Source organism: uncultured Polaribacter sp., assembly GCF_947500975.1.
Classification (GTDB): domain Bacteria; phylum Bacteroidota; class Bacteroidia; order Flavobacteriales; family Flavobacteriaceae; genus Polaribacter.
On the sequence record NZ_CANMUE010000007.1, the window covers coordinates 16,219 to 41,714 of the forward strand.

Sequence of the window (25,496 nt, forward strand, 5' to 3'; positions counted from 1 at the left end):
TTTAATTATTTAAACAAAACTATTTACTTTTATCAGAAATATTTTAAAAATGAATAGCTTTAAAGTTTGTATTTGTATTCTGTCAATTTCTTTTTTATTTTCTTGTAAAAAGGATGATGGAAAAATAGATTTCACTTTTTTACAATTAAATGATGTTTATGAAATAGCACCTATTCAAGGTGGAGAATTTGGAGGAATGGCAAGAGTGGAAACTGTTCACAAAGAATTATTAAAAGAAAACAAGAATACCATGCTTTTTTTGGCTGGCGATTTTTTAAATCCGTCTTTATTAGGAACATTAAAAGTTGATGGAGAAAGAGTTCGTGGAAAACAAATGGTAGAAGTAATGAATGCAATGAATTTTGATGCAGTAGCTTTTGGAAACCATGAGTTTGATGTTTCGCAAAACGATTTGCAAAAAAGATTAAATGAAAGTAATTTTTCGTGGATTTCATCTAATGTAAAACTAAAAACAAAAGAGAAAGCTATTCCTTTTTATAAAGAGGTAAATGGGGTTATTATGCCTTTAAAAGAAACCTTTATCAAAGAGATTTCTGATGAAGATGGTACTAAAATTAAGGTAGGTTTTATTAGTGTTTGTATACCATCAAATCCAAAAGATTATGTAGAGTATGGTAATATGTTTGTAAAGGCAAGAGCGGCTTATGCTGCTATAAAAGATTCTGTAGATGTTGTTTTTGGGTTAACACATGTAAAGATCACTAATGATAAAAGGATTGCAAAATTAATTCCAAATTTGCCTTTAATTATGGGTGGGCATGAGCATACTAATTCTTTAGATAAAGTTGGAGATGTTATTATTGCAAAAGCAGATGCCAATGCTAAAACGGTGTTTATTCATAAAATTTCTTATGACAAAAAAAATAAAAAAACAATTGTAAAATCAGAATTAAAAGAAATAAATTCATCTATAAAGTCAGATGAAAAAGTGAGTAAAATTGTAGATAAATGGCAAAATATTTTATCAACAAAAATTAAAGATATCATAGCAAATCCTTATGAAATTATTTACACAGTTAAAATTCCTTTAGATGGAAGAGATACACCAATTAGGAGTAAACAAACTAATTTAGGAACAATAATTACAAAATCGATGTCTTTTGGTTTTGGAGATGAAGTGGATTGTGCAATTGTTAATGGAGGTTCAATTAGGATTGATGATCAATTAGAGGGAGAAATTAATGCGGTTGATATTTTTAGAGTTTTGCCATATGGCGGATCAATAGTAAAAGTAGAAATTAAAGGAAGATTATTAAAAAGAGTTTTAGATTATGGTTTTTTAGCAGGTGGAACAGGAGCTTATTTACAGCGCTTTAATGCTGATAAAGTAGGAGAGAAGTGGATGATAAAAAGTAAGGAATTAGACTTGAAAAAAAATTATAAAGTAGCTTTTTCTGATTATTTACTTAAAGGGTTTGATATCCCTTTTTTATCGCAAGAAAATAAAGAAGTTATATCTGTTTATAACCCAAAAGAAAATGAGTTAGCTTTTGATATTAGAAAAGCAGTTGTTGAGTATTTAAAAACACAATAAAAAAAAGCTTCACAATTTTGTGAAGCTTTTTTATAAATTTTATTTTCTATCTTTCTTTGCGTTTTCTTCCAAATCCACCAGACCTTCTTTCTCCACCGCTAGAGTTTCTATCTGGTCTATCAGAACTTCTTTCAGTTCTTCTTCTTCCTCCACCGTCACTTCTTCTAGATGAACCTTCAGAACTTCTACGCCTTCCAAATCCACCATCTTTTTTACCGAAAGGTTTTCTTCCGCCTCTTCTTCCTCCACCAGAACGCTCCTTTTTAGTAATTTCAATATTTACTGAACGACCACTAAAATCTGGCTGATTATCAGCAAAAGCAGTTAAGGTTTTTTCTTCAAAATTTTTGTCAATTTCAAAGAAAGAAAAAGTATCTAATATATCTATTGAGCCAATTTCAACTTTATCTCCAATATTTTGTTCGTTAATTAAGCCAATTAATTTACCAGGGTTCAAGTTATCTTTTCTACCAATATTGATAAAGAAACGAGTCATGTTTTCGTCTGTAGCTCTTGATCTTGAAGTTTCTCTACCTAAATCATTTAAATCTTTAGAGTTTTCATAATACTTAAGCATTGTGTTAAATTCTAAAGAAACAAATTTTTTGATTAATTCCTCTCTGTCTAAAGATGCTAACTTTTCGTAAATGCTAGGTAAAAATTCTTGCATTTCAGATTCATTTACTTCTGTATTTTGAACCTTATCAATTAAATTCATTAACTGATTTTGAACAATTTCTTTACCAGAAGGAACTTTACCTTCAATAAATTTCTTTTTAATAATTCTTTCTATCTGGCGTAATTTTCCTTTCTCTTTACCATTTACTAAAACAATAGAAACTCCTTTATTACCAGCTCTACCAGTTCTACCACTTCTGTGAGTGTAGTTTTCTATTTGGTCTGGTAACTTATGGTTTAATACGTGTGTTAATTCAGTAACATCTAATCCACGAGCAGCAACATCAGTAGCTACTAATATTTTAATTGTTTTTTTTCTGAATTTACCCATTACAGAATCACGTTGTCCTTGTGATAAATCTCCATGTAAAGAATCTGCACTATAACCGTCTCTAATTAAGTTGTCTGCAACTTCTTGTGTTTCTCTACGAGTTCTACAAAATATGATTGCATAAATATTTGGATTTAAATCTGCAATTCTTTTTAATGCAGGGTAACGTGTTCTTTCTGTAACTGAATAATACTCATGATTTACATTTTCTGAACCAGAATTTTTTTCACCAGAAGTAATTTCAACTGGTTTTGTCATATAGTTTCTTGCTATTGCTTCAACTTCTCTTGGAAATGTAGCAGAAAACAATAATGTTTGTTTTGTTTCTGGTGTAGCTTCTAAAACTTTATCAAGTTCATCTTTGAAACCCATATTTAACATTTCATCAGCTTCGTCTAAAACTAACCATTGAACGTTACCTAATTTTAAAGCTCTTCTTTTAATTAAATCTACAGTTCTACCTGGAGTTCCAACTACAATTTGAGAACCTCTTTTTAAAGATCTAATTTGATCCTCCATACTAGACCCCCCATAAACTGTAGTTACTTTTATACTTGGTAAATACTTACAAAAATCTTTTATATTGTTACCAATTTGTACAGCTAACTCTCTTGTTGGAGATAATATAATTGCTTGTACGTTTCCATTCTTTTCATCTAAAAGTTCTAATATTGGCAAACTAAAAGCAGCAGTTTTACCTGTACCAGTTTGCGCAAACGCCTTTAAATCGTCTGTTGAAGAAATAATTTGTGGAATTGCTTTTTCTTGAATAACAGTAGGTTTTTCGTAACCTAAATCCGTTAATGCTTTGTTAATAGGTTCTTTTAAACCTAATTCTAAAAATGTTGACATTACTGTGTTTTTGTAGATTCACAGAAAGCCCACCTGCAAATCAAATTATTAATTTCGACTTGATTTTAAATAAGTTAGACTCAAAATTAAAATCGCGCAAAGGTACATTAAATTAAATGAACTAAATTGTAAAATTAATTTATTTAATTTTTTGAAGTTCTTTAATGAAGTGATGAAGGTTACGTGATGAAATTGATGCATATCCATTTTCTACAACACCATTTTTATTTAATAAAATTACTCGCTGTATTTTACTTGTTAAAAAATTATGAGCAATACTATTTGAGTCTAGATAAAATTGATTTTTTATATCTAATTTATGAATTCTTTCAGCTTTATTTTTATCAATATTAATGAGAATAATTTTTAGTTTTGGGTATTTTAATGACAAAAATTTTATTCTAGACGAAATATAGTTAACTGGAATATACTCTGAGTTCCAAAAGAAAATTAATGAATTTTTATCCTTAGTAATAGTTTTTATTGATTTTTTAGAATTGGTAAAGTCAATAACATTAAAATCTTGCAGATCTTTATTTTTTTGGATTAAATTTGTGTCATTCATCAATTTTTTAACAAGACTTTTATCATCCTTATTTGAACTAAGTTCAAAGAATTTTTCAAAAGTTTTTAAATTAATTTCACAACTAGATTTTCTAAAAAAATGACTAATTAAAGTTTGTTTTAAAAAGGCATTTTTTGTGTGTTTAGATTTAATTTTAGAATCTATAATATTCATTAAGTCTATTGTGAAGTCTGATGAATATTTATTGTCTGTAGGAGTGTGACCTAAAGAATAAGTTTTATTATAAAGAAAGTTTCTAATGTATTGAGAGTAAGGTGGGTAATACATTAAAGAGTCATTGTTAATATTAATGTTTTTTCTATAATTATAAAAAGTATTATTTATTTTCGGAAACTCTTTTTTATCAGAATTATTTACATAAAGTATTGGATATTTCTCTATTCTAGCATAAGTAGGATAAGTTAACGCAACTTTTAAAATATTTTTAAAACCATTAGTTTCATCCAAATGAGATTCAACATAATCATTATATCTTTTTAACTTTCTGTTGGTAATTGAATCTGTTTTGTTTTTAAAACTTAAAGGTTTTAATTTATTGTATTTATTAAAAATTTTATTTTCTTTTTCATTTTCTAAGAAACAATCAATTAAAACATTATTTCTTTCTGCACCTTTACCCGCAAAAACCAAAGATTCATCAAAATCCCAAGTATTTAAGCGTAACATTAAACTATCTAGCGGTTCTAAATAAATATATTGATTTTCATTACCATGAATAAAATAATATAAACCTTCATTTAAATTATCAACTTTGCCAATAAATTTATTTTTAGCATCTAAGAAAAAAGTATCAATTACTTTTTCCATAGAATATAAAACTACATGGTTTGTTTTAGGATTTATTATTCTACCTCCAAAATAAGTGCTCTTATTTTCAGTATTTTTTTCACAACTAATTATAGAGATAATAAGTAAAAGAAGAAAAAAGTGTTTTTTTATTAGCATAAATATATTTAGTGTAGTGCTAACTACAAATTTAAGTATTCAATATTGCTGTTATTGTTAATAGGTTGTTAAAAAATGCACTTAAATTTTATATAATAATAGGTTCGTATTTTTTTAAAACCCAATTCAAATCTAGTTAAATAAAAGAAATCTATTTACTACTTTTGCACAAATTTAAATTTCAATTATGTTATCAGTTTCTAACCTATCAGTTCAATTTGGAAAACGAGTTTTATTTGATGAAGTAAACACAAAATTTCAGCAAGGCAATTGTTATGGAATTATTGGTGCAAATGGTGCAGGAAAATCTACTTTTCTTAAAATCATATCAGGTAAACAAGAACCAACATCTGGGCAGGTTCACTTAGAACCTGGAAAAAGAATGTCTGTTCTTACTCAAGATCATTATGCTTTTGATGAATTTCCTGTATTGGAAACTGTTGTAATGGGTAACAAAGATTTGTTTAAAATTAAAAAACAAATAGATGATTTGTATGCAGATTATACAGATGAAAATGCTGATAAAATTGGTGAACTTCAAATAATTTTTGAAGAGATGAATGGTTGGAATGCCGATTCGGATGCTGCTGCAATGCTATCAAACTTAGGTATTTCTGAAGATTTACATTATACTTTAATGAAAGATTTAGATGGTAAACAAAAAGTACGTGTGTTAATTGCGCAAGCTCTTTTTGGTAATCCTGATGTTTTAATTATGGATGAGCCAACCAATGATTTAGATTTTGAAACAATTGCTTGGTTAGAAAATTTTATTGCTAATTTTGATAATTGTGTAATTGTCGTTTCACATGATAGACACTTTTTAGATGCAGTTTGTACACATATTTCTGATATTGATTTTGGTAAAATAAATCATTATTCTGGTAATTATACTTTCTGGTATGAATCTAGTCAATTAGCAGCAAAACAGAGAGCACAACAAAACAAAAAAGCAGAAGATAAAAAGAAAGAATTAGAAGATTTTATTCGTCGTTTTTCAGCCAATGTTGCAAAATCTAAACAGGCTACTTCTCGTAAAAAAATGATTGATAAATTAAATGTTGAAGATATTAAACCTTCTAGTAGACGTTACCCTGCAATTATTTTTGATAGAGATAGAGAAGCTGGAGATCAAATTTTAAATATAGAAGGTTTAAGTAAAGAGTTTGAAGGAGAAAAATTATTTAATGATGTTCATATCAATTTAAATAAAGGAGATAAAGTTGCTATAATTTCTAGAAACTCGAGAGCCATTACCGCTTTTTATCAGATTATAACAGGTAATGAAAAAGCTGATTCAGGTAAATTTTCTTGGGGAGTTACTACAACGCAATCTTATTTACCCCTTGATAATTCGTCATTTTTTCAAGACGGAGAATTAAATTTAGTAGACTGGTTAAGACAATATGCGCAAACTGAAGAAGAACGTGAAGAAGTTTTTTTACGTGGATTTTTAGGGAAAATGATTTTTTCTGGAGAGGAAGCTTTAAAGAAGAGTAACGTTTTATCTGGTGGAGAAAAAGTACGTTGTATGCTTTCTAGAATGATGATGAAAAGAGCAAATATTTTAATTTTAGATGAGCCAACAAATCACTTAGACTTAGAATCTATTCAGTCTTTAAATAACTCATTAATCAATTTTAAAGGAACAGTATTATTATCAACTCACGATCATGAGTTTGCACAAACTGTTGCTAACAGAATTATAGAATTAACACCAAAGGGAGTTATTGATAGATATGCTACTTTTGACGATTATTTAACAGATCCCAAAATAAAAGAATTACGTGATAAAATGTATTCTTAGAAATAAATATTAATTTACTTCATAAAGAAAAACCTCTAAATTTTTAAATTTAGAGGTTTTTCTTTATCAGAATTTTTAATTAGTTAGTTTTGTGTATTCTAAATTAATTTTATCCTTTATTCAAAGGGCTAATAATTTTTACATCAGAAAAAGAAATTGCACCTCTAACAACACCATCAATAGTTTTCTTTAAAGCTTCTAAAAGTTGCATTTTTAATTGAGATTTATGATAAATTAAACTCACTTCTCTTGCAGGTGGAGGGTTTGTAAACTCACGTAAATGTTTTTTGTCAGTTTCATTTAAATCCAACGTGTGTAAATAAGGTAGAAGCGTCATTCCTAAACCTTCTTTAGATAATTTTATAAGTGTATTAAAACTTCCACTTTCTAACTGAAACCCTTTTTTGTTGTCAATTTTATGCGTTCTACATAAATTTATAACGCTATCTTTAAAACAATGTCCATCTTCTAACAACAAAATATCATCCATTTCTAGTTCATCAACAGTAATGTTTTGCTGTTTGTATAATCTATGATTTTGCGGAATTAATCCAACAAAAGGTTCATAGTATAAAGGTCTTTCTTTGATAGATTCATTTTCTAAAGGAGTAGCTGCAAGGGCAGCATCTATATGACCGTCAGTTAATTTTCTTACAATTTCTTCTGTAGTTAATTCTTCAATAATCAACTTTACTTTTGGGTATTTTTTTGTGAAATTTTGTAAGAACATTGGTAGTAAAGTTGGCATTACTGTAGGGATAATTCCTAACTTAAATTCGCCTCCAATAAAACCTTTTTGTTGATGAACGATGTCTAATATTCTGTTACTTTCATCAACAATAACTTTAGCTTGTTCTACTATTTTTTTTCCAACCTCTGTTAATTCAATCGGTTTTTTAGAACGATTAAACACTTTTACGCTTAACTCATCTTCAAGTTTTTGAATTTGCATGCTTAAAGTAGGTTGAGTTACAAAACTATGTTCAGCAGCAACCGTAAAATTTTGATATTCTGCTACTGAAAGCACATATTTTAATTGAGTAATTGTCATTAATAATAATTTTGATAAAGATAATAAAAGCCATCAGTATAATTGATAGTTTGTTTTTGTAAAATGAAAATATTTTTTTAATTTAAAAAAAAAGAATATCCAATTTCTAAACCTAAATTATTATATCCGTCATTAGGTTTTTGAAAATCTAAATTAGATACATGACCAAAGTTTGTTCCAATATATAAATAGTTGTATTTAAGTATTTTATATGAAAATCCTACAGAAAAATTTTCAATAAAAGTAAAGCCTTTAGCCAAGCGTTCACTTCTTGTATCAATGTAAGAAAATCCTAAACTTATTGTACCTTGTATATCAAGTTTTTTAGATATTTTTCTTTTTGCTGCAAAACCGAATTCAATAGCAAGTAAACTCATGTTTTTTACTTGCGTAAACTCAGCTCTTTTCTCCAAATAATTTTCGTCTTCGGGTGTTACAAATTGTTCGTTAATTAATTGATGTTTCAAAAACTGAATTTGTGGCTGAACAATCAATTCAAAATCAATTTTTTTAAAAGAACCAAGTTTGTAAAACGCTTGTAATTTATAAGTATTTGTAGAATAGGTATAATCTGGGTCATCAAAAACAAAGTTTTCATTAATGCCATAATTGTATAAAAAACCAATTTTAATAGGTTTTATAATATTCTTTTTTTCGTTTTGAGAAAATATAGATAAACAAATTATAAGAAAAATAAATAGGCTAAACTTCTTTTTCATGAATAGTCTTAGCTAAACATTTTAGATACTTTTTCAGCTTTTCTATTTTCTGAATAGTCATAAAAACCTTCACCAGATTTTACGCCTAATTTACCAGCCATTACCATGTTTACTAATAACGGGCAAGGTGCGTATTTAGGGTTCTTAAAGCCATCATACATAACATTTAAAATAGATAAACAAACATCTAAACCAATAAAATCAGCTAATTGTAAAGGCCCCATTGGATGTGCCATTCCTAACTTCATTACAGTATCAATTTCTGTAACTCCAGCAACACCATTATATAAAGTTTCAATAGATTCGTTTATCATTGGCATTAAAATTCTATTGGCAACAAAACCTGGGTAATCATTTACTTCAACTGGAATTTTATTAATTTTTTTAGATAAATCAACCGTAATATTCATCACTTCATCAGACGTGTTGTAACCTCTAATAATTTCAACCAACTTCATAATTGGCACAGGATTCATAAAATGCATTCCAATTACTTTTTCTGGCCTGTTGGTTACAGCGGCAATTTGAGTAATAGAAATTGATGATGTATTTGTGGACAAAATTGTGTTTTCTGGGCAAACTTCATCCAATTCTTTAAAAATTTTAGATTTTAAAACTGCATTTTCAGTAGCAGCCTCCACAACTAAATCTGCATTTTTTACACCCTCTTTTATAGACGTAAAAGTGGTAATATTTGCTAAAGTATTTGTTTTATCTGTCTCAGAAATTTTTTCTTTAGCAACCATTCTATCTAAATTTTTGATAATAGTTGCCATTCCTTTTTCAAGAGAAACTTCAGAAATATCAATTAATTGAACCTTGTAATTAAATTGCGCAAATGTATGTGCAATTCCGTTTCCCATAGTTCCAGCACCAATTACAGCTATATTTTTCATAAATATTTATTTAAATTATTTGGGCGTTTTAACAGGCTTTCACAACTCGCTTTTTTACGAAAAGTAAAAAGAACTCAAACAAATTATTCAATCCCTAACGCACTTATTTATAAGACTTGTTTTTAATCTAAAACTGAAAGTCAGTTTTTAAAACTTTTTTAACTTTAAAACTCTGTTACTTTAATTTAGAAACAATCCATTATTTGTTGAGCAACTCTTAAGTTTTCAGTTCCTTGTGTTAAAGTTACAACAGGTGTTGTATTATTGTTAATAGCATCAGCAAAAGATTCTAATTCATCTAAAATTGCATTGTTATTTTCAACTTCAGGATTATCAAAATAAATTTGTTTTTTCACACCCTCAGCATTTTGTAAAATCATAGCAAATTCATCAGGATTTTCAGGAACATCTTTCATCCTAACAATCTCAGATTTTTTTTCCAACATATCTACAGAAACATAAGCATCTTTCTGAAAAAACCGAGATTTACGCATGTTTTTCATAGAAATTCTACTAGCAGTTAAGTTGGCAACACAACCATTTTCAAATTCAATTCTAGCATTTGTAATATCTGGAGTTTCAGAAATTATAGCTACACCATTAGCATGTACGCTTTTTACTTTAGAGTTTACTACAGAAAGTATAATATCTATATCATGAATCATTAAATCTAAAACCACAGGTACATCTGTTCCTCTTGGATTAAACTCAGCTAATCTGTGGCATTCAATAAACATAGGATTGTTAATTTTATCTTTTACCGCTGTAAAGGCAGGATTAAATCTTTCTACGTGACCAACTTGCCCTTTTACATGAAATTGACTTGCCAAAGTTCTAATAGCTTCTGCTTCTAAAACTGTTTTGGTTATTGGTTTTTCAATAAAAATATGACATCCCTTTTGGATTGCGTTTTTAGCACATTCAAAATGAGATAGAGTAGGTGTTACAATATCAATAACTTCAACATCATTAATTAATGCATCAATAGTTGGGTAATTTTTATAACCATATTCTTTAGCAACTATATTTGCGTTTTCAGTATTTGGATCATAAAAACCAACTAATTCGTATTTTTGTGATTGTTCTAATAAACGTAAATGAATTTTTCCTAGATGGCCTGCACCTAAAACCCCAACTTTTAGCATAAATTATTGTTTTAAAGTATTTTCTGATTCTTTAAATCAGTTAAAACAAAGATACAATTTTATGAGAATGTAAATAGATTTATTACTATTTTTAGGTTTTATAAAAGAGACTATTTTTGAAAGACACCGTAAAACATCAAGGACTTAGAAATCAATTAGCTACTGTTTTAGAAGCAAAAGGAATTACAGATAAAAATGTATTAAGGGCTATAAAGAAAATTCCTCGTCATTTATTTATTGATAGTAGTTTTGAGTCTCATGCATATCAAGACAAAGCATTTCCTATTGCCGCAGAACAAACTATTTCTCAACCATATACAGTTGCATTTCAATCACAAACATTAGCTATTAAAGGGGGAGATAAAATATTAGAAATAGGTACAGGTTCGGGGTATCAAACAGCAGTTTTATTAGAGTTAAAAGCAGTAGTTTATTCTATTGAAAGACAACGTGAATTGTTTAAAAAAACTTCTTTGTTTTTACCAAAGTTGGGTTATAAACCAAAGAAATTTATCTTTGGTGATGGATATAAAGGTTTACCAGAACAAGCTCCTTTTGATAAAATTATAGTTACTGCAGGTGCTCCTTATGTGCCAAAACCATTGTTGGGGCAATTAAAAATAGGAGGTATGTTATTAATTCCTGTTGGAGATGAAACTCAAATTATGACTCTCTTTATTAGAAAATCTGCCAAAGAATTTGAAAAACACGAATTAGGTGATTTTGCTTTTGTACCAATGCTAGAAGAGAAAAATTAATTTTTATTCAGCCCTAGTCCAATAGGCAGTTTTACCAAGTAAAGCAAAACCAATATAGCCTCTAATTTTTAGTTTTTTATCACCTTCTAATTTGATAAAACATTTATAAACTTTACCATTTCTAGGGTCTAATATTTTTCCTCCAGACCATTCATCATTATCTTTTTCTAATCCAGTTAAGATATTCAAACCTAAAATTGGTTTGTTTTTATTTTTTCCTTCACATAAATTACAAACTGCATTTTTTCTTTCAGAATCTTTAATTTCAATAATTTTTGCATACGCTTTTCCATCTTTTTTATAGACTTCAATTACTGAGTCAATTTCACCAGTTACATCGTCTGTGGAATGCCACTTTCCAAAAATATCTTGCGCACTAATTGAAATGGTCAGAAGTAAAAGAGCAGATGTTAAAAGTATTTTTTTCATGTTTTGTATTTTAAAAATTATTTTTTGTTTAGAGAATGTTTCTAAATAATATCAATTAATATAAAATTTAATATGATGTTTGTCTTTCTTTTAAATAATTAAATAACCATATAATTTTTAGTCATATTTAGCATTAAAATTATTTTCCCATTTCCCTTGAACTCTTAAAATTTGTTCAATAACATCTCTTACACAACCTTCACCTCCTTTTTTGTACGAAATGTATTTAGAAATTGCTTGAATTTCTGGGGCTGCATCATTTGGGCAAGAAGGCAAACCTACTAATTCCATTACAGGAAAATCAGGAACATCATCTCCCATATACAACACGTTTTCTGGTTTTAAATTGTATTTTTCAACTAATTCATTGTATTGCTTAATTTTATTATGGGCACCTAAATAAATATCTTTAATACCTAAATTAGCCAAACGTGTTCTTACGCCTTCATTATTTCCTCCAGAAATAATACACACATTTAAACCTCTGTCAACAGCAGTTTTTAAAGCATAACCGTCTTTAATATTCATGTGTCTTATTAATTCTCCATTTGGCATGATTGTAACCATTCCGTTAGTAAGCACTCCGTCTACATCAAAAATTAATGTATTTATATTGGGTAATAATTGTTTATAGCTAATCTCCATTTTGGATTGATTTTGTTAAGATTTTATAAATTTGTTTTTGATTATTATTTAACAAATCTAAGTGGTTTTTTATTGTTTTTTTGTCGTTTCTAGTTGCTGGTCCGGTTTGTGCTTCTTTTGGCGATAAAGTTTTTATTTTATCGGCCGTTTCTTTTATCAAAGGATATAAGATTTCAAACGGAACATTATGTTGATTACAAATATCGTGCCCAATTTTGTATAAATGATTTGTAAAGTTATTTACAAAAACTGCAGCAACATGTAATGTTTTTCTTTGATCAGAATTTATGGCAAATATTTTTTTTCCAACTGATTTTGCTAAATTTTCTAATAGTAAATAATCTTCTTTATTTTCTGCTTCTAAACAAAAAGGAACCTCAGAAAAATGAACTTGCTTATCTTTAGAAAAAGTTTGTAGCATGTAAAAAACACCTTTTCTTTGTGGGTTTTTTAAATCATTTAAGGCAATACTACCAGAAGTATGCACCACAAAACTATTTTTAATTTTTAAAGAAACTTCTGCAATTGCATCATCAGAAACAGCAATAATAGTAACATCTGCTTCCGGAATATTTTTTAACTCTCTAGAGCTTATTTGAGTAACATTCACTTCATCAACGTTTAAGAAAACTTTATATAAATGACTTGCTACTTTTCCTTTTCCTATAAGTAAAACTGATATCATAAAAGCGAAGATATTGCTTTTTTTTAAAGCATTAGAAATGGATTTAGTAATTTAGCAAGAAATGTATTAAGCAAATGAAAGCAACAAAAAAACTAGGAACAAACACAACTTGTGTGCATATTGGAGAAGTAAAAGATGAGAAATTTAAAGGGGCAATTTCTCCTATTTATATGGCTACTTCTTATGCTTTTGATGGAGTTGATGTAAAACGTTATCCACGTTATTTAAACACGCCAAATCAAGAAATGCTTTGCAAAAAAATTGCAGCTTTAGAAAACACAGAAGATGCTTTAATTTTTAGTTCTGGTATGGCAGCAATTTCTGCGGCAATGTTGGCTTTCTTAAAAAGAGGCGATCATGTTATTATTCAGCAAGTAATTTATGGCGGAACTTATAATTTTGTAGTTTCTGAGTTTGATAAATATGGAATAGAATATTCTTTTACAGAAAGTGATAAAGTAGATGATTTTACTTATCTGATTAAAGAAAATACAAAGATTTTATATATTGAAACACCTTCCAATCCACTTTTAGGAATTACAGATATGGCAGCAATTGCTAATATTGCAAAAGACCATAATATCTTAACTATGATTGATAATACATTTGCGTCGCCTATTAATCAAAATCCAATTGATTATGGAATTGATATTATATTACATTCTGCAACAAAATATATGGGTGGGCATTCAGATATTTCTGCAGGAGCAGTTGCAGCTTCTAAAGAACATATTGAGCAAATTTGGAAAACTGCCATAAATTTTGGAGGTAATTTAAGTGAGCAAACTGTTTGGCTGTTAGAAAGAAGTTTAAAAACGTTGAACTTACGTGTAAAAGAACAAACAAAAAATGCTCAAATTATGGCAGAGTATTTTGTGAGCAGTCCTAATTTTGATAAAGTTTATTATCCTGGATTAAAAAGTCATCCGCAGTATAAAATTGCAAAAAAACAAATGAAAGGTTTTGGAGCTATGTTATCATTTGAATTAAAAGAAGGAATAGATGCAATGAAATTTCAAAATAATTTACAACTTATAAAACCCTCTATGAGTTTAGCAGGTGTAGAAAGTACAACTGTAAGCCCAACACAAACTACGCATGCCTTATTAACAGAAGAAGAACGTTTAGAAAGAGGAATTAAGGATGGATTAATTCGTTTTTCAGTTGGAATTGAAGAAACTGAAGATTTAATTGCAGATATTGAACAAGCATTAAAAAGTTTACTTTAAATTAGAGTAATAATTATACGATTCGATAAATAAACTAATACACTTTTAAAAATGAAATTAGATATATTGGCATTTGGAGCGCATCCAGATGATGTAGAACTTGGTTGTGGAGCAACTATTGCAAAAGAAATTTCTTTAGGAAAAAAAGTTGGAATTATAGATTTAACTAGAGGAGAATTAGGAACTAGAGGTTCTGCAGATTTAAGAGATATTGAAGCCGCCAATGCTGCAAATATTTTAGGAGTTTCGGTACGTGAAAATTTAGGTTTTGCTGATGGTTTTTTTGTGAATGATAAAAAGCATCAATTAGAAATTATAAAAATGATTCGTAAATATCAACCAGAAATTGTGTTGTGTAACGCTATTGATGATAGACATATAGATCATGGAAAAGGTAGTACATTAGTTTCCGATGCATGTTTTTTAAGCGGTTTGATGAAAATAGAAACAGAAATAGAAGGGGATACTCAAGAAAAATGGAGACCAAAATTAGTTTATCATTACATACAGTGGAAAAATATTAAACCAGATTTTGTAGTTGATGTTTCTGAATTCATAGAGAAAAAAATGAAAGCGGTTTATGCATATTCTTCTCAGTTTTATGATCCAAACAGTAAAGAGCCAGAAACACCTATAACTAGTAAAAATTTTACAGATAGTGTAGAATATAGGGCTAGAGATCTAGGAAGATTAATAGGTGTAAATTATGCAGAAGGTTTTACCACAGAGCGTTACGTTGCAATTGAAAATTTAGATAAATTAATTTAATTTTTTCTTTCCTAAGAAAAGAAAAAATATTTATATTTGCACCCGCAATTATATGGTGGTTGTAGCTCAGTTGGTTAGAGTATCGGTTTGTGGTACCGAGTGTCGCGGGTTCGAGTCCCGTCTTCCACCCAAAAAACAAAGTCTTTTCAGAAATGAAAAGACTTTTTTTGTATATGTAAACTTCTTATTTTAAGTTGCTTAGTATTTTAATTACTTCATTTTTCTTTCTTACTGAAACAGGAATGTTACTATTGTCATTTAAAATTAAGTAACCTCCGTCAGATTTTATAAATTCTTTTATATATTTTGAATTGATTAAATAACTTTGATGTACTCGTAAAAAGTTATGTTCTTTTAGCATATCAGCATAATACTTTAATGTTTTTGATACTAATATCTTTTTTTTGCTTTTTAAAAAGAATGTTGTGTAATTATTGTCGGATTTACAATAGATTATTTCTGACAATTCTATAACAATAATTTTTTCTGAAGTATATAAAGAAATTTTTTGCTTGTAATTTGTTGTTTTGTTAATAGAGTTCTGTAAAACAGTAAGTTGTTCTTTATTTGGTGTAATTTGTGCTTTTGCTTTTTTGATTGAAATTGCAAGATCCTCGTTAGAATAGGGTTTTAAAATATAATCTATAGCAGCAAATTTAAAAGCTTTAATAGCAAACTCATCACTAGCGGTAACAAAGATAATTTTAGACTGTAAATTTGGTACAATTTCTAAAATATCAAACCCAGTTCCATCTCCTAACATAATGTCTAAAAACAAAATATCTGGTTGTTTTTTTCTTAAAATTTTTGATGCCTCTACAACACTTTTTGCAGTGCCAATAACTTCAATTTCTGGATGATAAGTTTCAATGTCATACACCAACATATTTAATGCTTCTGGAATGTCATCTACTACAATTGATGTAAGTTTTTTCATTTAATAATCTGTTTTTAAAGGTATTTTAAACCAAATTTTTGTGCCTTTTACAATTTTGTTTTCTAATATTTCATTTATCTTAAAAGAGTTTAAACTTGAAATATTTTCAATTCTCTCTTTAGCTATTTTTAAAGCTACAGATTGATGTGCTGTGTTTTCTTTTTGCTTTTTTGATTGATTAATTCCAATACCATCATCAATAACGGTGCACTCTAAAAATTTGTTTTTTACTTCAAAAGAAACTGTTATTTTTCCTTTTTTAAGTGCTTTAAAGCCATGTTTAATACTATTCTCTATAAATGGTTGAATTAACATTGATGGAATTAATATTTCTTCAGGATCTATTGAATTTAAACTTGTAGTGATATCGTAGTTAAAAATTTTTGAACTCATTTTTTGTTCTAACTCAATGTAGTTTTTAAGCGAGTTAATTTCACTATGCAAACTAATTTCTTCTAAACGAGAGTTGTTTAAAATATTTCTAAGAAGTTTTGAAAATGATGATATTGTTGAATTTAATTCTTCTGTTTTACCTGAGTTTCCCAATGCTTTTATACTATTTAAAACATTAAATATAAAATGAGGATTCATTTGTAGTTGTAAAGCTTTTTGCTCTAAAGAAAGTAAATGGTTTTCTGATTGAAGTTTTTCTACTTTAGCTTTGTTTTTTTGATGTATACTTTTAATGTAGCTATCTAAAATGAAATAACCAATAACAAAAAATAATCCGATTAAAGCTAAAATAAATTCTATTTTTTTATAGAATACTTGGTCAATTATAAAGGAAAACGATTTTATATCACTTTTTTTTCCATTAACTGAAGATTGAATTTTAAAATTATATTTACCAGCTTTTAAATTTGCAAATTGAACTTCATTTTTTGTTGACCAAGAAGAAAAATTGTCATTTATTTTATAACGATATAAAATATTTTTAGGGTAAATTAAATTGATGGATTTAAACTTAAATAAAATATTGTTTTCTGATGGAGTAAATTTTACTTTTTTTTTGCTGTATAATAATGAATCAACATTTTGATGATTTACAACTAAGTTTTCAAAAAATATTTTTGAATTATTGTTTTTTTGTTTTTGTGTGTTTTTTAGACTGTATAAACCTTTATTTGTAGCTAACCAAACTGTATTTTCAATATCATTATAAACTTTTATAATTTTATTGGTTGCTATAGCGTTGTATTTGTTTATTTTGTGTTTAAAAGTAAAAGAAGGTAATGATAAAACTTCAATTCCATTATCATAAGAAGCTATCCAAATATCATTTTTAATTTTTTCAATTGATGAAATGTTTTTTAATGTTGAAATTTGTTTTTTTACAATATTATTATCAACTATTTGTAATCCATTATTTTTAGTAGCTACAATTATTTTTTTTTGAAATTTTGTTAAACATACTATATTATCATTTATAATTTTTTTAACTTTAATTGGATTATCTAAATCATTTAAAATCCACAAACCTTTATTTGTAGCAACATAAAAAGAATCATTTAAAAATATAATATCAGTTACTATAGAAAAATCAATCTGAGTATTTAAACGAAGTGGCTTGAGATAATCTTTATTATTTTTATAAATACCCTGAACCGTGGCTACATAAATATTATTTTTATAAGTATAAATTTTATTTACTTTTTTAGTTTCTAAAAATTGCTCATTATCTGTTTTTTTTATTATTAGCCCATTATTAGTCCCTAAAAAAATAGTATTATTTTTTGATAAAACACTGGTAGCTTTTTGCTTATTGATTAAAACGAAATCATTACCATCAAATTTTACAACACCTTTATCAGTTGTAACCCATAAATAGCCAATTTGATCTTGAGTAATATCAATAATTTGATTGCTTGGTAAACCGTTTTCAATTTTATAAAGCTGTAAGCTGTTTTGCTGAGAAAACATATTTACCATTATAAAAAAGAAAAAAATAATAAGATTTTTTCTAAAAATTACCATATTACAAACATACTAATTTAATACATTATTATTTTTTGAAGTTATATAGTTCGTTTAAAACTTAATTACATTTTCTATTTTACCAAAATCTATTTTTTTTAAAAAAAACCTTTAAATTATTCTTAAAAGAAAATTTAAAGGTTTTTGTAAAAATAACTTTGGGGGGAAATTATTTTGCTTTCTTAAATTTAAACCTTTTTTATTCTGAATTTTATATAATGTTGTGAATACTAGTGATTTTGATGTAAACTTTTTTTTTTTTGTTGTTAAACAACATTTTTTATAAAATGCCACTATATTAAGTATTTATATAATGGCATTTATTGAGTTCCCCCCAACTCTAATTTTTATTTCATTGCGTATAACCTTTTGTTTTTGGTGTCTGGTTTAATATGCTTCAGTTTTCCGTAAGGTTTTATTAATGGTTTTAAAACTACTAATCCTGTTGTTTTTCCTTGTATTATTAAAGCACTATTTTTAATTTTCCAACTCCATCTAAATTTTTCTAGTGGAATATTTAGTTTTTTAATTTTGGTATATAATACTTCTTCATTTTCTATAAAATCCATTACTTCTTCTTGTAATTTAAAAGTAGGTATTTCGTTATCAGAATTATGATAATCTAATTCAAACTTTACAGGTATTGTAAATTGAGTTGTATAAGCTTCTCCAATATATCTCTCTGCTTCGTTATGTAACGCATCATACCAATCTATATCTTGTTCTTTAGGGTACTTTTTTGCTATTTCTTTTGATAAATCTATTTTACCAGGAGAGTTAGCTGTAGGATAAAAGACGTAAAAAGGTTTTGCTAAATAATGATTGGTATGCTCTCCACTAAATATTGAATAATATGGAGAGGCAATTACATTGGGCAATTCATCTGTACAAAATGCGTCTTTAAATGCATTCATTAGTTCTATATTTTCTCCTAAGCCATTTGCATGAAAAATAATATTTGAATTGCTATTTACACAATTAGTTAATATTGGTAAGGTTCCTTTAATAATATTTTCTCTTAAAGATTCTGACGTAATTTTTTCACCATTAATAACGGTTTCTAAGTTCATTCCTTTATACGGATTACTTTTATTTACAATATGTATATCTCCATAAATACTATCATTGGCATTTTTATTTAACCAATTTATAATTTCTTCTAATGAATATTGATCTTCAATAATTTTAAATTTTTTTTCATCAAAATAATCTCTTGCATCAGTATAAAATAGTTCGTCAGTTTTATCATAGCCTGTAATAAATACTATTGGCTTTTTTGTTGTAATGTTTTCTGTTGTATTAGTATCAATATTTTTTTTGATTGATAAATTTTTAGCAACTTTTGTAGTGTTTGTTTTTTGTTTATTACAACTAATAAACAAGCTTGTAGTTATTGTTAGTATTGCTGTTAATGCTGTGCTTTTAATTAATGTTTTCATGATTTCTACTTTTTAGGTGTTAATATGTAGTAAAGATAGAAGTGAAGTGGAAGTAAATTTTGGATAGTTTAGAATTCGTTAAAATAGATTTAGAATTCGACAAGTATAAAGTATTTTTTTTTTGAGGTCTAAAAAAAAACACCTTTTCTTAAATAAGAAAAGGTGTTATATACTATAGAATATTGTGGGGAATAATCTATTTTAAATATAATGATTTAAAATTAAAACATTATTTATGCTGTTTTAATTTTATGTTGTGTAATGTTCATTTTTGTTTGTAAAACGACAAAAAATTGTTATTTTTAAATATTAAGAGTAATATTATTAAGTAAAATTTTTATGGCAACATTTTTTTTATTAAAATTAAATCTTTTCTAGATTTAGTTTTTAAATTTAAAACTTATGTCCATACCTTTTTCTGAATCTATGATAGCATCATCTCCAAGTTGGTTTACAAGCCTTAATATTAGATTCATTCCTATAGATTTAGAATAGTCAAAATTTTTTATTAAAAACCCTTTTCCATTATCTTTATAATTGAAATAAAATAAATTATTTTGCTGAATAATAGATATAGTAATTAAGTTAGTATCATTTTTATCAAAAGCATACTTAAAAGTATTAGTAATTAATTCATTAATTATTAAGCCTAAAGTAATTTTTTTATCTACGGTAATGTAAATTCCTTTTGTTACATCAATGTCAAAATTTACATTAATTTCTGGGTTAATTAATGAGCTAACTAAATAGTCTTTTAAAGTAGTTATATAGTTTAATAAATCAATCTCATTATTACCTTTATTTGTATATAGACTATTATGTATTTTAGATAAAACTTTAATTCTATTAATACTATACGTGAAATATTTTTTAGAAGAATTAGTATCCGATATTTTATTTGCTTGTAAAGATAAAACACTACTTACCATTTGTAAATTGTTTTTTACTCTATGGTTTAATTCTTTTAATAAAATTTTATTCTTATTTAAAGAAGTTTCTAGTTCTGTTTTCTGCTTTAAAATTAATTTTTGATTTTTGTTTTTTTCCAGATAATAATATAGAAGTAAGAAAAATGTAATTAAAATAAATACAGAAAGAAAAGACACAACCTTAATTTTAACTGAATTAAAACTTTCTTGCTCTTCTAAATCAGAAATTTTTATTTTACTTGAAATTAAATCATCTTCTAAACTTAAAAAAGATATTAAATCAATTTTTTCTTGTTTACTTTTATTAGTGTAAATAGAATCTGAAAACTTAACATATTTATCAGTAAAATAAAAAAGTGAATCTTTATTGTTATAATACAGATAAAATTTACTTTTTAGTTTGTAGTAGTATTGTTTATAATCTTTTAGTTTATTTATATAAATATTTGCTTTTTCTTTTTGATTAGTTTCTAAATAAGATGTAGCCAAATCATTCCAAACCTTTTCAACACCTGTAAATTTTTTTTCATTATAAAGTATTTCGGATTCTTTTAATTCTTCATAAAACAATGGTATTGCTTCATTATATTTTCCTTTTTTCACATAGCAACTTCCAATATTTCCACTAACTAACCCATGCCAAAAGCTAACGTGATCACTCAAAAAAGTACTATCTATTGCTTTTTGTTTTTTTATTAACTGAAGAGATGTTTTATAATAATATAATGCGGAATCAATTTTTTCATCATACATGTGATAAACACCAAAGTTGTTATATATTTTAGCTTTTTCAAATATATTTTTTTTATCAAACTCCTTGGTTCCGAAAAGGCTGTTTTTCTTATAGTTTTTAAGCGCTAAATCATATAAACCCATTTTAAAATATATGTTATAAAAAAGAATTTGATCTGGATTGCAATTTTTTAGTTTTTCTTTGTTTATAAGTATTAAACCTACGCTATTTCCACTTGTTAAATAACCGTTTTCTAACAGTATTAATAAATGACAAAGGTCATCTTTGTTAATAATTTGTTCATTTTTTTTATAGGATTTTAAACCCAATTTTAAAGCATCCTCAATTCTATTAGCACTTAAATAATAACCAACTAAAATAAAATCTATATAAAAAATTTCATCATTATTTTCATTTGAATATTTTAAGTTTTCAAAATAAGCTGTCCATTTTTTATTGGATATTAATTTTTTATTTTCAAAATGTATAGAATCTATAAAAAAGTAGTGCTTTTCTTTTAAGCTTATTATTCTATCTAATTTAGAAATTTTTTTGTTTAACGTTTCTTTATTGGGTTTAAATATAGAGGTTTGGCTAAATGTATTATTAGAAATAAGTATAAAAAAAAATATACCTACATAAAATTTAATTACAAAGTTTAATATTTTCATTAATTAAGCTCTTTTAATTTTGAATTTAATTATATATTAATTTAAGCACTAATTTAAGTTGTTAAAATAATTAAAACTGTTGTAAAATAAACGTTTTAAGTTATGTTACTTTAATAGTGATTTTAAATATGGTTTAAATTCTTTAGAAACTGATATCTGTGTGTTGTTAATAAAAACATAATTTAAATTAAAAGTATTTACTTTATTGATATTGATAATATATGACTTATTACATTTAAAAAAGTTATTTGGTAAACTTTTAAAAAAGTCTTTTAATGTACTTCTAAGTAAAAATTTTTCATTGTTTTCAGTATGTATTTCTAAATAAATATTATCAGATTTTATAAAGGTAATATCACCAATTTTTACTTTGTAATATAAATTATTTTTCTTTAGATAGAGGTGGTCAACTTGGGTCTTTTTCTCTAATCTATTGTTTGTAAATCCTGTTAAAGCAACCTCAATAGAGGTGTAAATTGTGTTATTATCAAAAGGTTTTACTAAATAAGCTGAAGGAAAAGTATTAGCAGCTTCACTAACAGTATCATCGTCTAAGTTTGAAGATAAAAATATAAATGGGAGGTGTAAATTTAAATTAATGTATTTAGCTAAATCTATACCCGTTTTTTCAGTTGCCAAGTTAATATCAATTAAAACTAAATCAATATTATTGTTATTTGTTAAAGTTTCTACAGCTTTTTCGTAAGAAATAACATTACCCAAAACTCTATACCCAAAACTTTCTATAATTTGTTGTAAATCATCTGCAATTATAACATTGTCTTCAACAATAAGTATGTTAAATTTGTTTGGCATTTTTTGTTTTTTTTATTTAAAATAGATTTTGTTAACCAATTATAATTTTTCTTTTAAGTAAGTTGATGTAAGTGAGGCTTTATTTTTAATTAAATCTTCAGGTATTCCTTCAAACATTAAGTTACCACCTTTTTTTCCGCCTTCTAAACCTAAATCAATAATATAATCTGCACATTTTATCAGTTCTATATTATGTTCAATTACAATAATAGAATGACCTTTTTCTATTAAAGCATTAAATGATTTTAATAATTTCTGAATATCGTGAAAATGTAAACCGGTTGTTGGTTCATCAAAAATAAATAAAGCCTTGTCTTTAGTGTTTCCTTTAACTAAAAAGGACGCTAATTTTATTCTTTGTGCTTCTCCACCAGAAAGTGTAGAAGAAGATTGACCAAGAGTTACATACCCCAAACCAACATCTTGTAGAGGTTTTAGTTTTTGCGCAATTTTTGTTACCAAATTTTCTGAGAAAAACTCTACAGCATCATCAATTGTTAAATTTAAAATATCATCAATAGATTTATCTTCAAATTTAACTTCTAAAACTTCTTTCTTAAATCTTTTTCCATTACAAACGTCGCATTCTAAATGTACATCAGCCATAAATTGCATTTCAATTGTAACTTCACCTTCTCCTTTACAAATTTCACAGCGTCCACCTTCTACATTAAATGAAAAGTGCTTTGGCTTGTAGTTTCTAATTTTTGCTAATTTTTGATTAGAAAATAATGCTCTAATATCATCATAAGCTTTAATATAAGTTACTGGGTTAGAACGTGAAGAACGCCCAATAGGATTTTGATCTATAAATTCTACATGTTTTATATTTTCATAACTTCCTGTAATTTCTGTATGTTGTCCTATTTTATCACCATAACCATTCAATTTTTTCTGCATTGCAGGATATAAAATTTTCTTGACCAACGTACTTTTACCTGAACCAGAAACACCAGTAATTACTGCCAAAGAGTTTAATGGGAAAGTAACATCTATATTTTGTAAATTATGTTCTCTAGCACCAATTATTTTAATATAGTTTTTTGAAGTTCTTCTTTTTTTAGGAACTTCAATTTTTAAATCTTCATTTAAATATTTAGCTGTTAAAGATTCTGATTTTAAAATATCATTAAAATTTCCTTCAGCAACAACATTTCCTCCATATGTACCAGCTTCAGGGCCAATATCAATTATATAGTCGGCCTCTTTCATAATGTCTTCATCATGTTCAACTACAATAACTGTGTTGCCTAAATCTCTTAAATTTTTTAAAACTTCAATTAAACGTTCTGTATCTTTTGGATGTAAACCAATACTAGGTTCATCTAAAATATACATAGATCCAACTAAAGAACTACCTAATGATGTTGCTAAATTTATTCTTTGACTTTCTCCACCAGAAAGTGTGTTTGAAGTTCTATTTATAGTTAAATAACTTAAACCAACATCAGTTAAAAACTGTAAACGATTGTTGATTTCTGTAAGTAAACGTTTTCCAATTTTTTCTTCAAATTTATTTAGTTTAATATTTTTAAAAAATACAGAAAGTTCATCTAACGGAAGTGTAACTAAATCAGAAATTGTTTTTTCGTTTATTTTTACATAATTGGTTTCTTGGCGCAAACGTTTGCCATTACAGGTTGTACATTTTGTTTTTCCTCGATAACGAGAAAGCATAACTCTATTTTGAATTTTATAACTTTTTTCTTCTAAAGTTGTAAAGAAATGGTGAATTCCATTAAAAGATTTGTTTCCATTCCAAACTAGCTCTTTTTGTTTGTCAGAAAGTTCAAACCAAGGTTTGTGAATTGGAATATCAAATTGATATGCAACAGAAATTAAATCTTCTTTATAATGAATATAAGACGGTGTTTTAAATGGAAAAATACAATCTTCAAAAATAGACAAACCTGTATTAGGAATGACTAAATTTTCATCAATACCAATTACATTTCCATATCCTTCACAAGTAGGGCAAGCTCCATAAGGATTATTAAAGCTGAATAAATGTGTGTTGGGTTCTAAAAAAGACATTCCGTCTAAATCAAACTTATTACTAAATTCAGTAACTTTATGATCCGCTAAATTTTCAATGAAACAAATTCCTTTTCCTTCAAAAAAAGCAGTTTGAATTGCATCTGCTAATCTGTTATAAAAATCTTCTTCATTTTTGGTGATAATTCTATCAACAACTAAAAACAAATCTTCGTTTTTAAATTTATCTTGTGGTAAATCGGAAATTCTATAAACAGTATCCTTCCATTTTAAACGCGCATAACCTTGTTGTTCTAAAACTTGTAAAACCGTTTTTAAATCTCGATTTTCATCAATAATAATTGGAGCTAATAATAATAACTTTGTTCGTTCATCAAACTCTTTTACAAAATTAACAACATCAGAAACGGTATCTTTTTTTACTTCTTTGCCAGAAATAGGGGAGAAGGTTCTACCGATTCTTGCATATAGTAATTTTATATAATCATAAATTTCTGTTGATGTACCAACAGTTGATCTCGGATTAGTAGAGTTTACTTTTTGTTCAATAGCAATTGCAGGTGCAATACCTTTTATATAATCTACTTTTGGTTTGTGTAATTTTCCTAAAAACTGACGAGCATAAGAACTTAAACTTTCTACGTATCGCCTTTGTCCTTCAGCGTATAAAGTGTCAAAAGCCAAAGAAGATTTTCCAGAGCCAGAAAGTCCGGTAATAACAACTAACTTATTTCTTGGTATAACAACATTAATGTTTTTTAGATTGTGCAGTTTTGCACCTTTAATAATTATATTTTCTTTGGGGTTTACTGTAGAAATGTCAGTCATAGTTTTTCTGAAAAATAAACTATAAAAATACACTTTTTTTAAATTGTTTGATTAAGAAATTAAAACGATTTGTATTAATTTATTTGTTTGATTCA

General features: G+C 26.7%; 20 protein-coding genes and 1 tRNA gene. 6 read left to right on the forward strand and 15 right to left on the reverse strand.

From position 1 onward, the window contains the following. Positions 1-49: 49 nt before the first annotated feature. Positions 50-1,555 (forward strand): bifunctional metallophosphatase/5'-nucleotidase, encoded by a 1,506-nt coding sequence (locus tag Q0733_RS08800; RefSeq protein ID WP_298781450.1) that lies wholly within the window; start codon positions 50-52, stop codon positions 1,553-1,555. A gap of 46 nt (positions 1,556-1,601) precedes the next feature. Here Q0733_RS08800 and Q0733_RS08805 read toward each other — a convergent pair whose 3' ends face one another. After that, positions 1,602-3,416 carry a DEAD/DEAH box helicase gene (locus Q0733_RS08805; protein WP_298781453.1) on the reverse strand — a complete coding sequence of 605 codons (1,815 nt, stop codon included), beginning with the start codon at positions 3,414-3,416 and terminating at the stop codon, positions 1,602-1,604. A 139-nt stretch (positions 3,417-3,555) separates the two neighbouring features. Then, positions 3,556-4,947: a hypothetical protein gene (locus Q0733_RS08810; protein WP_298781455.1), complete on the reverse strand. Its 1,392-nt coding sequence runs from the start codon at positions 4,945-4,947 to the stop codon at positions 3,556-3,558. Positions 4,948-5,134: 187 nt separating this feature from the next. Here Q0733_RS08810 and Q0733_RS08815 point away from each other — a divergent pair, with 187 nt between their 5' ends. After that, positions 5,135-6,754: an ABC-F family ATP-binding cassette domain-containing protein gene (locus Q0733_RS08815; protein WP_298781458.1), complete on the forward strand. Its 1,620-nt coding sequence runs from the start codon at positions 5,135-5,137 to the stop codon at positions 6,752-6,754. Between the two features lie 109 nt (positions 6,755-6,863). Here the strand turns inward: Q0733_RS08815 and Q0733_RS08820 are convergent, their stop codons facing one another. The 4 genes from Q0733_RS08820 to Q0733_RS08835 form a co-directional block, all read right to left on the reverse strand. Beyond that, positions 6,864-7,805, reverse strand: a complete 942-nt coding sequence (locus Q0733_RS08820) for a hydrogen peroxide-inducible genes activator (protein ID WP_298781461.1) — start codon at positions 7,803-7,805, stop codon at positions 6,864-6,866. A gap of 77 nt (positions 7,806-7,882) precedes the next feature. Then, positions 7,883-8,524: an acyloxyacyl hydrolase gene (locus tag Q0733_RS08825; RefSeq protein ID WP_298781463.1), complete on the reverse strand. Its 642-nt coding sequence runs from the start codon at positions 8,522-8,524 to the stop codon at positions 7,883-7,885. 8 nt (positions 8,525-8,532) lie between these two features. After that, the gene (locus tag Q0733_RS08830; RefSeq protein ID WP_298781466.1) at positions 8,533-9,420 is read right to left on the reverse strand and encodes a 3-hydroxyacyl-CoA dehydrogenase family protein; all 888 of its coding nucleotides are present in this window, start codon (positions 9,418-9,420) and stop codon (positions 8,533-8,535) included. Between the two features lie 185 nt (positions 9,421-9,605). Next, positions 9,606-10,565 carry a Gfo/Idh/MocA family oxidoreductase gene (locus Q0733_RS08835; RefSeq protein WP_298781468.1) on the reverse strand — a complete coding sequence of 320 codons (960 nt, stop codon included), beginning with the start codon at positions 10,563-10,565 and terminating at the stop codon, positions 9,606-9,608. 116 nt (positions 10,566-10,681) lie between these two features. Between Q0733_RS08835 and Q0733_RS08840 the strand changes: the two genes are divergently transcribed. Next, the gene (locus Q0733_RS08840; RefSeq protein ID WP_298781470.1) at positions 10,682-11,323 is read left to right on the forward strand and encodes a protein-L-isoaspartate(D-aspartate) O-methyltransferase; all 642 of its coding nucleotides are present in this window, start codon (positions 10,682-10,684) and stop codon (positions 11,321-11,323) included. Between the two features lie 3 nt (positions 11,324-11,326). Here the strand turns inward: Q0733_RS08840 and Q0733_RS08845 are convergent, their stop codons facing one another. The 3 genes from Q0733_RS08845 to Q0733_RS08855 form a co-directional block, all read right to left on the reverse strand. Then, positions 11,327-11,752 carry a DUF2147 domain-containing protein gene (locus Q0733_RS08845; RefSeq protein WP_298781472.1) on the reverse strand — a complete coding sequence of 142 codons (426 nt, stop codon included), beginning with the start codon at positions 11,750-11,752 and terminating at the stop codon, positions 11,327-11,329. A gap of 117 nt (positions 11,753-11,869) precedes the next feature. Next, positions 11,870-12,397 (reverse strand): HAD family hydrolase, encoded by a 528-nt coding sequence (locus Q0733_RS08850; RefSeq protein WP_298781474.1) that lies wholly within the window; start codon positions 12,395-12,397, stop codon positions 11,870-11,872. After that, positions 12,387-13,082 carry a Rossmann-like and DUF2520 domain-containing protein gene (locus Q0733_RS08855; RefSeq protein WP_298781476.1) on the reverse strand — a complete coding sequence of 232 codons (696 nt, stop codon included), beginning with the start codon at positions 13,080-13,082 and terminating at the stop codon, positions 12,387-12,389. The genes Q0733_RS08850 and Q0733_RS08855 overlap by 11 nt, the downstream gene beginning before the upstream one ends. A 74-nt stretch (positions 13,083-13,156) precedes the next feature. On the opposite strand from Q0733_RS08855, the gene Q0733_RS08860 reads away from it, so the two are divergent. The 3 genes from Q0733_RS08860 (at position 13,157) to Q0733_RS08870 (ending at position 15,209) form a co-directional block, all read left to right on the forward strand. Continuing rightward, a complete protein-coding gene (locus tag Q0733_RS08860; RefSeq protein ID WP_298781478.1) occupies positions 13,157-14,311 on the forward strand; it encodes a PLP-dependent aspartate aminotransferase family protein in 1,155 nt (384 codons plus the stop codon). A gap of 51 nt (positions 14,312-14,362) precedes the next feature. Continuing rightward, positions 14,363-15,079, forward strand: a complete 717-nt coding sequence (gene bshB1 / locus Q0733_RS08865) for a bacillithiol biosynthesis deacetylase BshB1 (protein WP_298781480.1) — start codon at positions 14,363-14,365, stop codon at positions 15,077-15,079. A gap of 54 nt (positions 15,080-15,133) precedes the next feature. After that, positions 15,134-15,209: transfer RNA gene (locus Q0733_RS08870), tRNA-His, on the forward strand. A 54-nt stretch (positions 15,210-15,263) separates the two neighbouring features. On the opposite strand, the gene Q0733_RS08875 is transcribed toward Q0733_RS08870, so the two are convergent. The 6 genes from Q0733_RS08875 to uvrA all read right to left on the reverse strand — a co-directional run bounded on the left by Q0733_RS08875 (position 15,264) and on the right by uvrA (position 25,401). Then, positions 15,264-16,016 carry a LytTR family DNA-binding domain-containing protein gene (locus Q0733_RS08875; protein ID WP_298781482.1) on the reverse strand — a complete coding sequence of 251 codons (753 nt, stop codon included), beginning with the start codon at positions 16,014-16,016 and terminating at the stop codon, positions 15,264-15,266. Then, a complete protein-coding gene (locus Q0733_RS08880) occupies positions 16,017-17,936 on the reverse strand; it encodes a sensor histidine kinase (protein WP_298781485.1) in 1,920 nt (639 codons plus the stop codon). Between the two features lie 401 nt (positions 17,937-18,337). Further along, the gene (locus tag Q0733_RS08885) at positions 18,338-19,429 is read right to left on the reverse strand and encodes a hypothetical protein (RefSeq protein WP_298781487.1); all 1,092 of its coding nucleotides are present in this window, start codon (positions 19,427-19,429) and stop codon (positions 18,338-18,340) included. 380 nt (positions 19,430-19,809) lie between these two features. Further along, positions 19,810-21,762 carry a histidine kinase dimerization/phosphoacceptor domain -containing protein gene (locus tag Q0733_RS08890; protein ID WP_298781490.1) on the reverse strand — a complete coding sequence of 651 codons (1,953 nt, stop codon included), beginning with the start codon at positions 21,760-21,762 and terminating at the stop codon, positions 19,810-19,812. 105 nt (positions 21,763-21,867) lie between these two features. Next, positions 21,868-22,578, reverse strand: a complete 711-nt coding sequence (locus Q0733_RS08895; RefSeq protein ID WP_298781492.1) for a LytTR family transcriptional regulator DNA-binding domain-containing protein — start codon at positions 22,576-22,578, stop codon at positions 21,868-21,870. 39 nt (positions 22,579-22,617) lie between these two features. Continuing rightward, complete coding sequence (gene uvrA, locus Q0733_RS08900) at positions 22,618-25,401, reverse strand: excinuclease ABC subunit UvrA (RefSeq protein WP_298781494.1); 2,784 nt, start codon at positions 25,399-25,401, stop codon at positions 22,618-22,620. Positions 25,402-25,496 lie beyond the last annotated feature (95 nt).

Bases quoted from the DNA above. Each gene is read 5' to 3' on its own strand.
- Q0733_RS08890 (WP_298781490.1), bottom strand. From the start codon at position 21,762: ATGAAAATATTAAACTTTGTAATTAAATTTTATGTAGGTATATTTTTT.
- Q0733_RS08830 (WP_298781466.1), bottom strand. From the start codon at position 9,420: ATGAAAAATATAGCTGTAATTGGTGCTGGAACTATGGGAAACGGAATT.
- Q0733_RS08850 (WP_298781474.1), bottom strand. From the start codon at position 12,397: ATGGAGATTAGCTATAAACAATTATTACCCAATATAAATACATTAATT.
- Q0733_RS08885 (WP_298781487.1), bottom strand. From the start codon at position 19,429: ATGAAAACATTAATTAAAAGCACAGCATTAACAGCAATACTAACAATA.
- Q0733_RS08855 (WP_298781476.1), bottom strand. From the start codon at position 13,082: ATGATATCAGTTTTACTTATAGGAAAAGGAAAAGTAGCAAGTCATTTA.
- Q0733_RS08800 (WP_298781450.1), top strand. From the start codon at position 50: ATGAATAGCTTTAAAGTTTGTATTTGTATTCTGTCAATTTCTTTTTTA.
- Q0733_RS08875 (WP_298781482.1), bottom strand. From the start codon at position 16,016: ATGAAAAAACTTACATCAATTGTAGTAGATGACATTCCAGAAGCATTA.
- Q0733_RS08825 (WP_298781463.1), bottom strand. From the start codon at position 8,524: ATGAAAAAGAAGTTTAGCCTATTTATTTTTCTTATAATTTGTTTATCT.
- Q0733_RS08835 (WP_298781468.1), bottom strand. From the start codon at position 10,565: ATGCTAAAAGTTGGGGTTTTAGGTGCAGGCCATCTAGGAAAAATTCAT.
- Q0733_RS08820 (WP_298781461.1), bottom strand. From the start codon at position 7,805: ATGACAATTACTCAATTAAAATATGTGCTTTCAGTAGCAGAATATCAA.
- Q0733_RS08805 (WP_298781453.1), bottom strand. From the start codon at position 3,416: ATGTCAACATTTTTAGAATTAGGTTTAAAAGAACCTATTAACAAAGCA.
- Q0733_RS08815 (WP_298781458.1), top strand. From the start codon at position 5,135: ATGTTATCAGTTTCTAACCTATCAGTTCAATTTGGAAAACGAGTTTTA.
- bshB1 (WP_298781480.1), top strand. From the start codon at position 14,363: ATGAAATTAGATATATTGGCATTTGGAGCGCATCCAGATGATGTAGAA.
- Q0733_RS08880 (WP_298781485.1), bottom strand. From the start codon at position 17,936: ATGTTTTCTCAGCAAAACAGCTTACAGCTTTATAAAATTGAAAACGGT.
- Q0733_RS08810 (WP_298781455.1), bottom strand. From the start codon at position 4,947: ATGCTAATAAAAAAACACTTTTTTCTTCTTTTACTTATTATCTCTATA.
- Q0733_RS08895 (WP_298781492.1), bottom strand. From the start codon at position 22,578: ATGCCAAACAAATTTAACATACTTATTGTTGAAGACAATGTTATAATT.
- uvrA (WP_298781494.1), bottom strand. From the start codon at position 25,401: ATGACTGACATTTCTACAGTAAACCCCAAAGAAAATATAATTATTAAA.
- Q0733_RS08860 (WP_298781478.1), top strand. From the start codon at position 13,157: ATGAAAGCAACAAAAAAACTAGGAACAAACACAACTTGTGTGCATATT.
- Q0733_RS08845 (WP_298781472.1), bottom strand. From the start codon at position 11,752: ATGAAAAAAATACTTTTAACATCTGCTCTTTTACTTCTGACCATTTCA.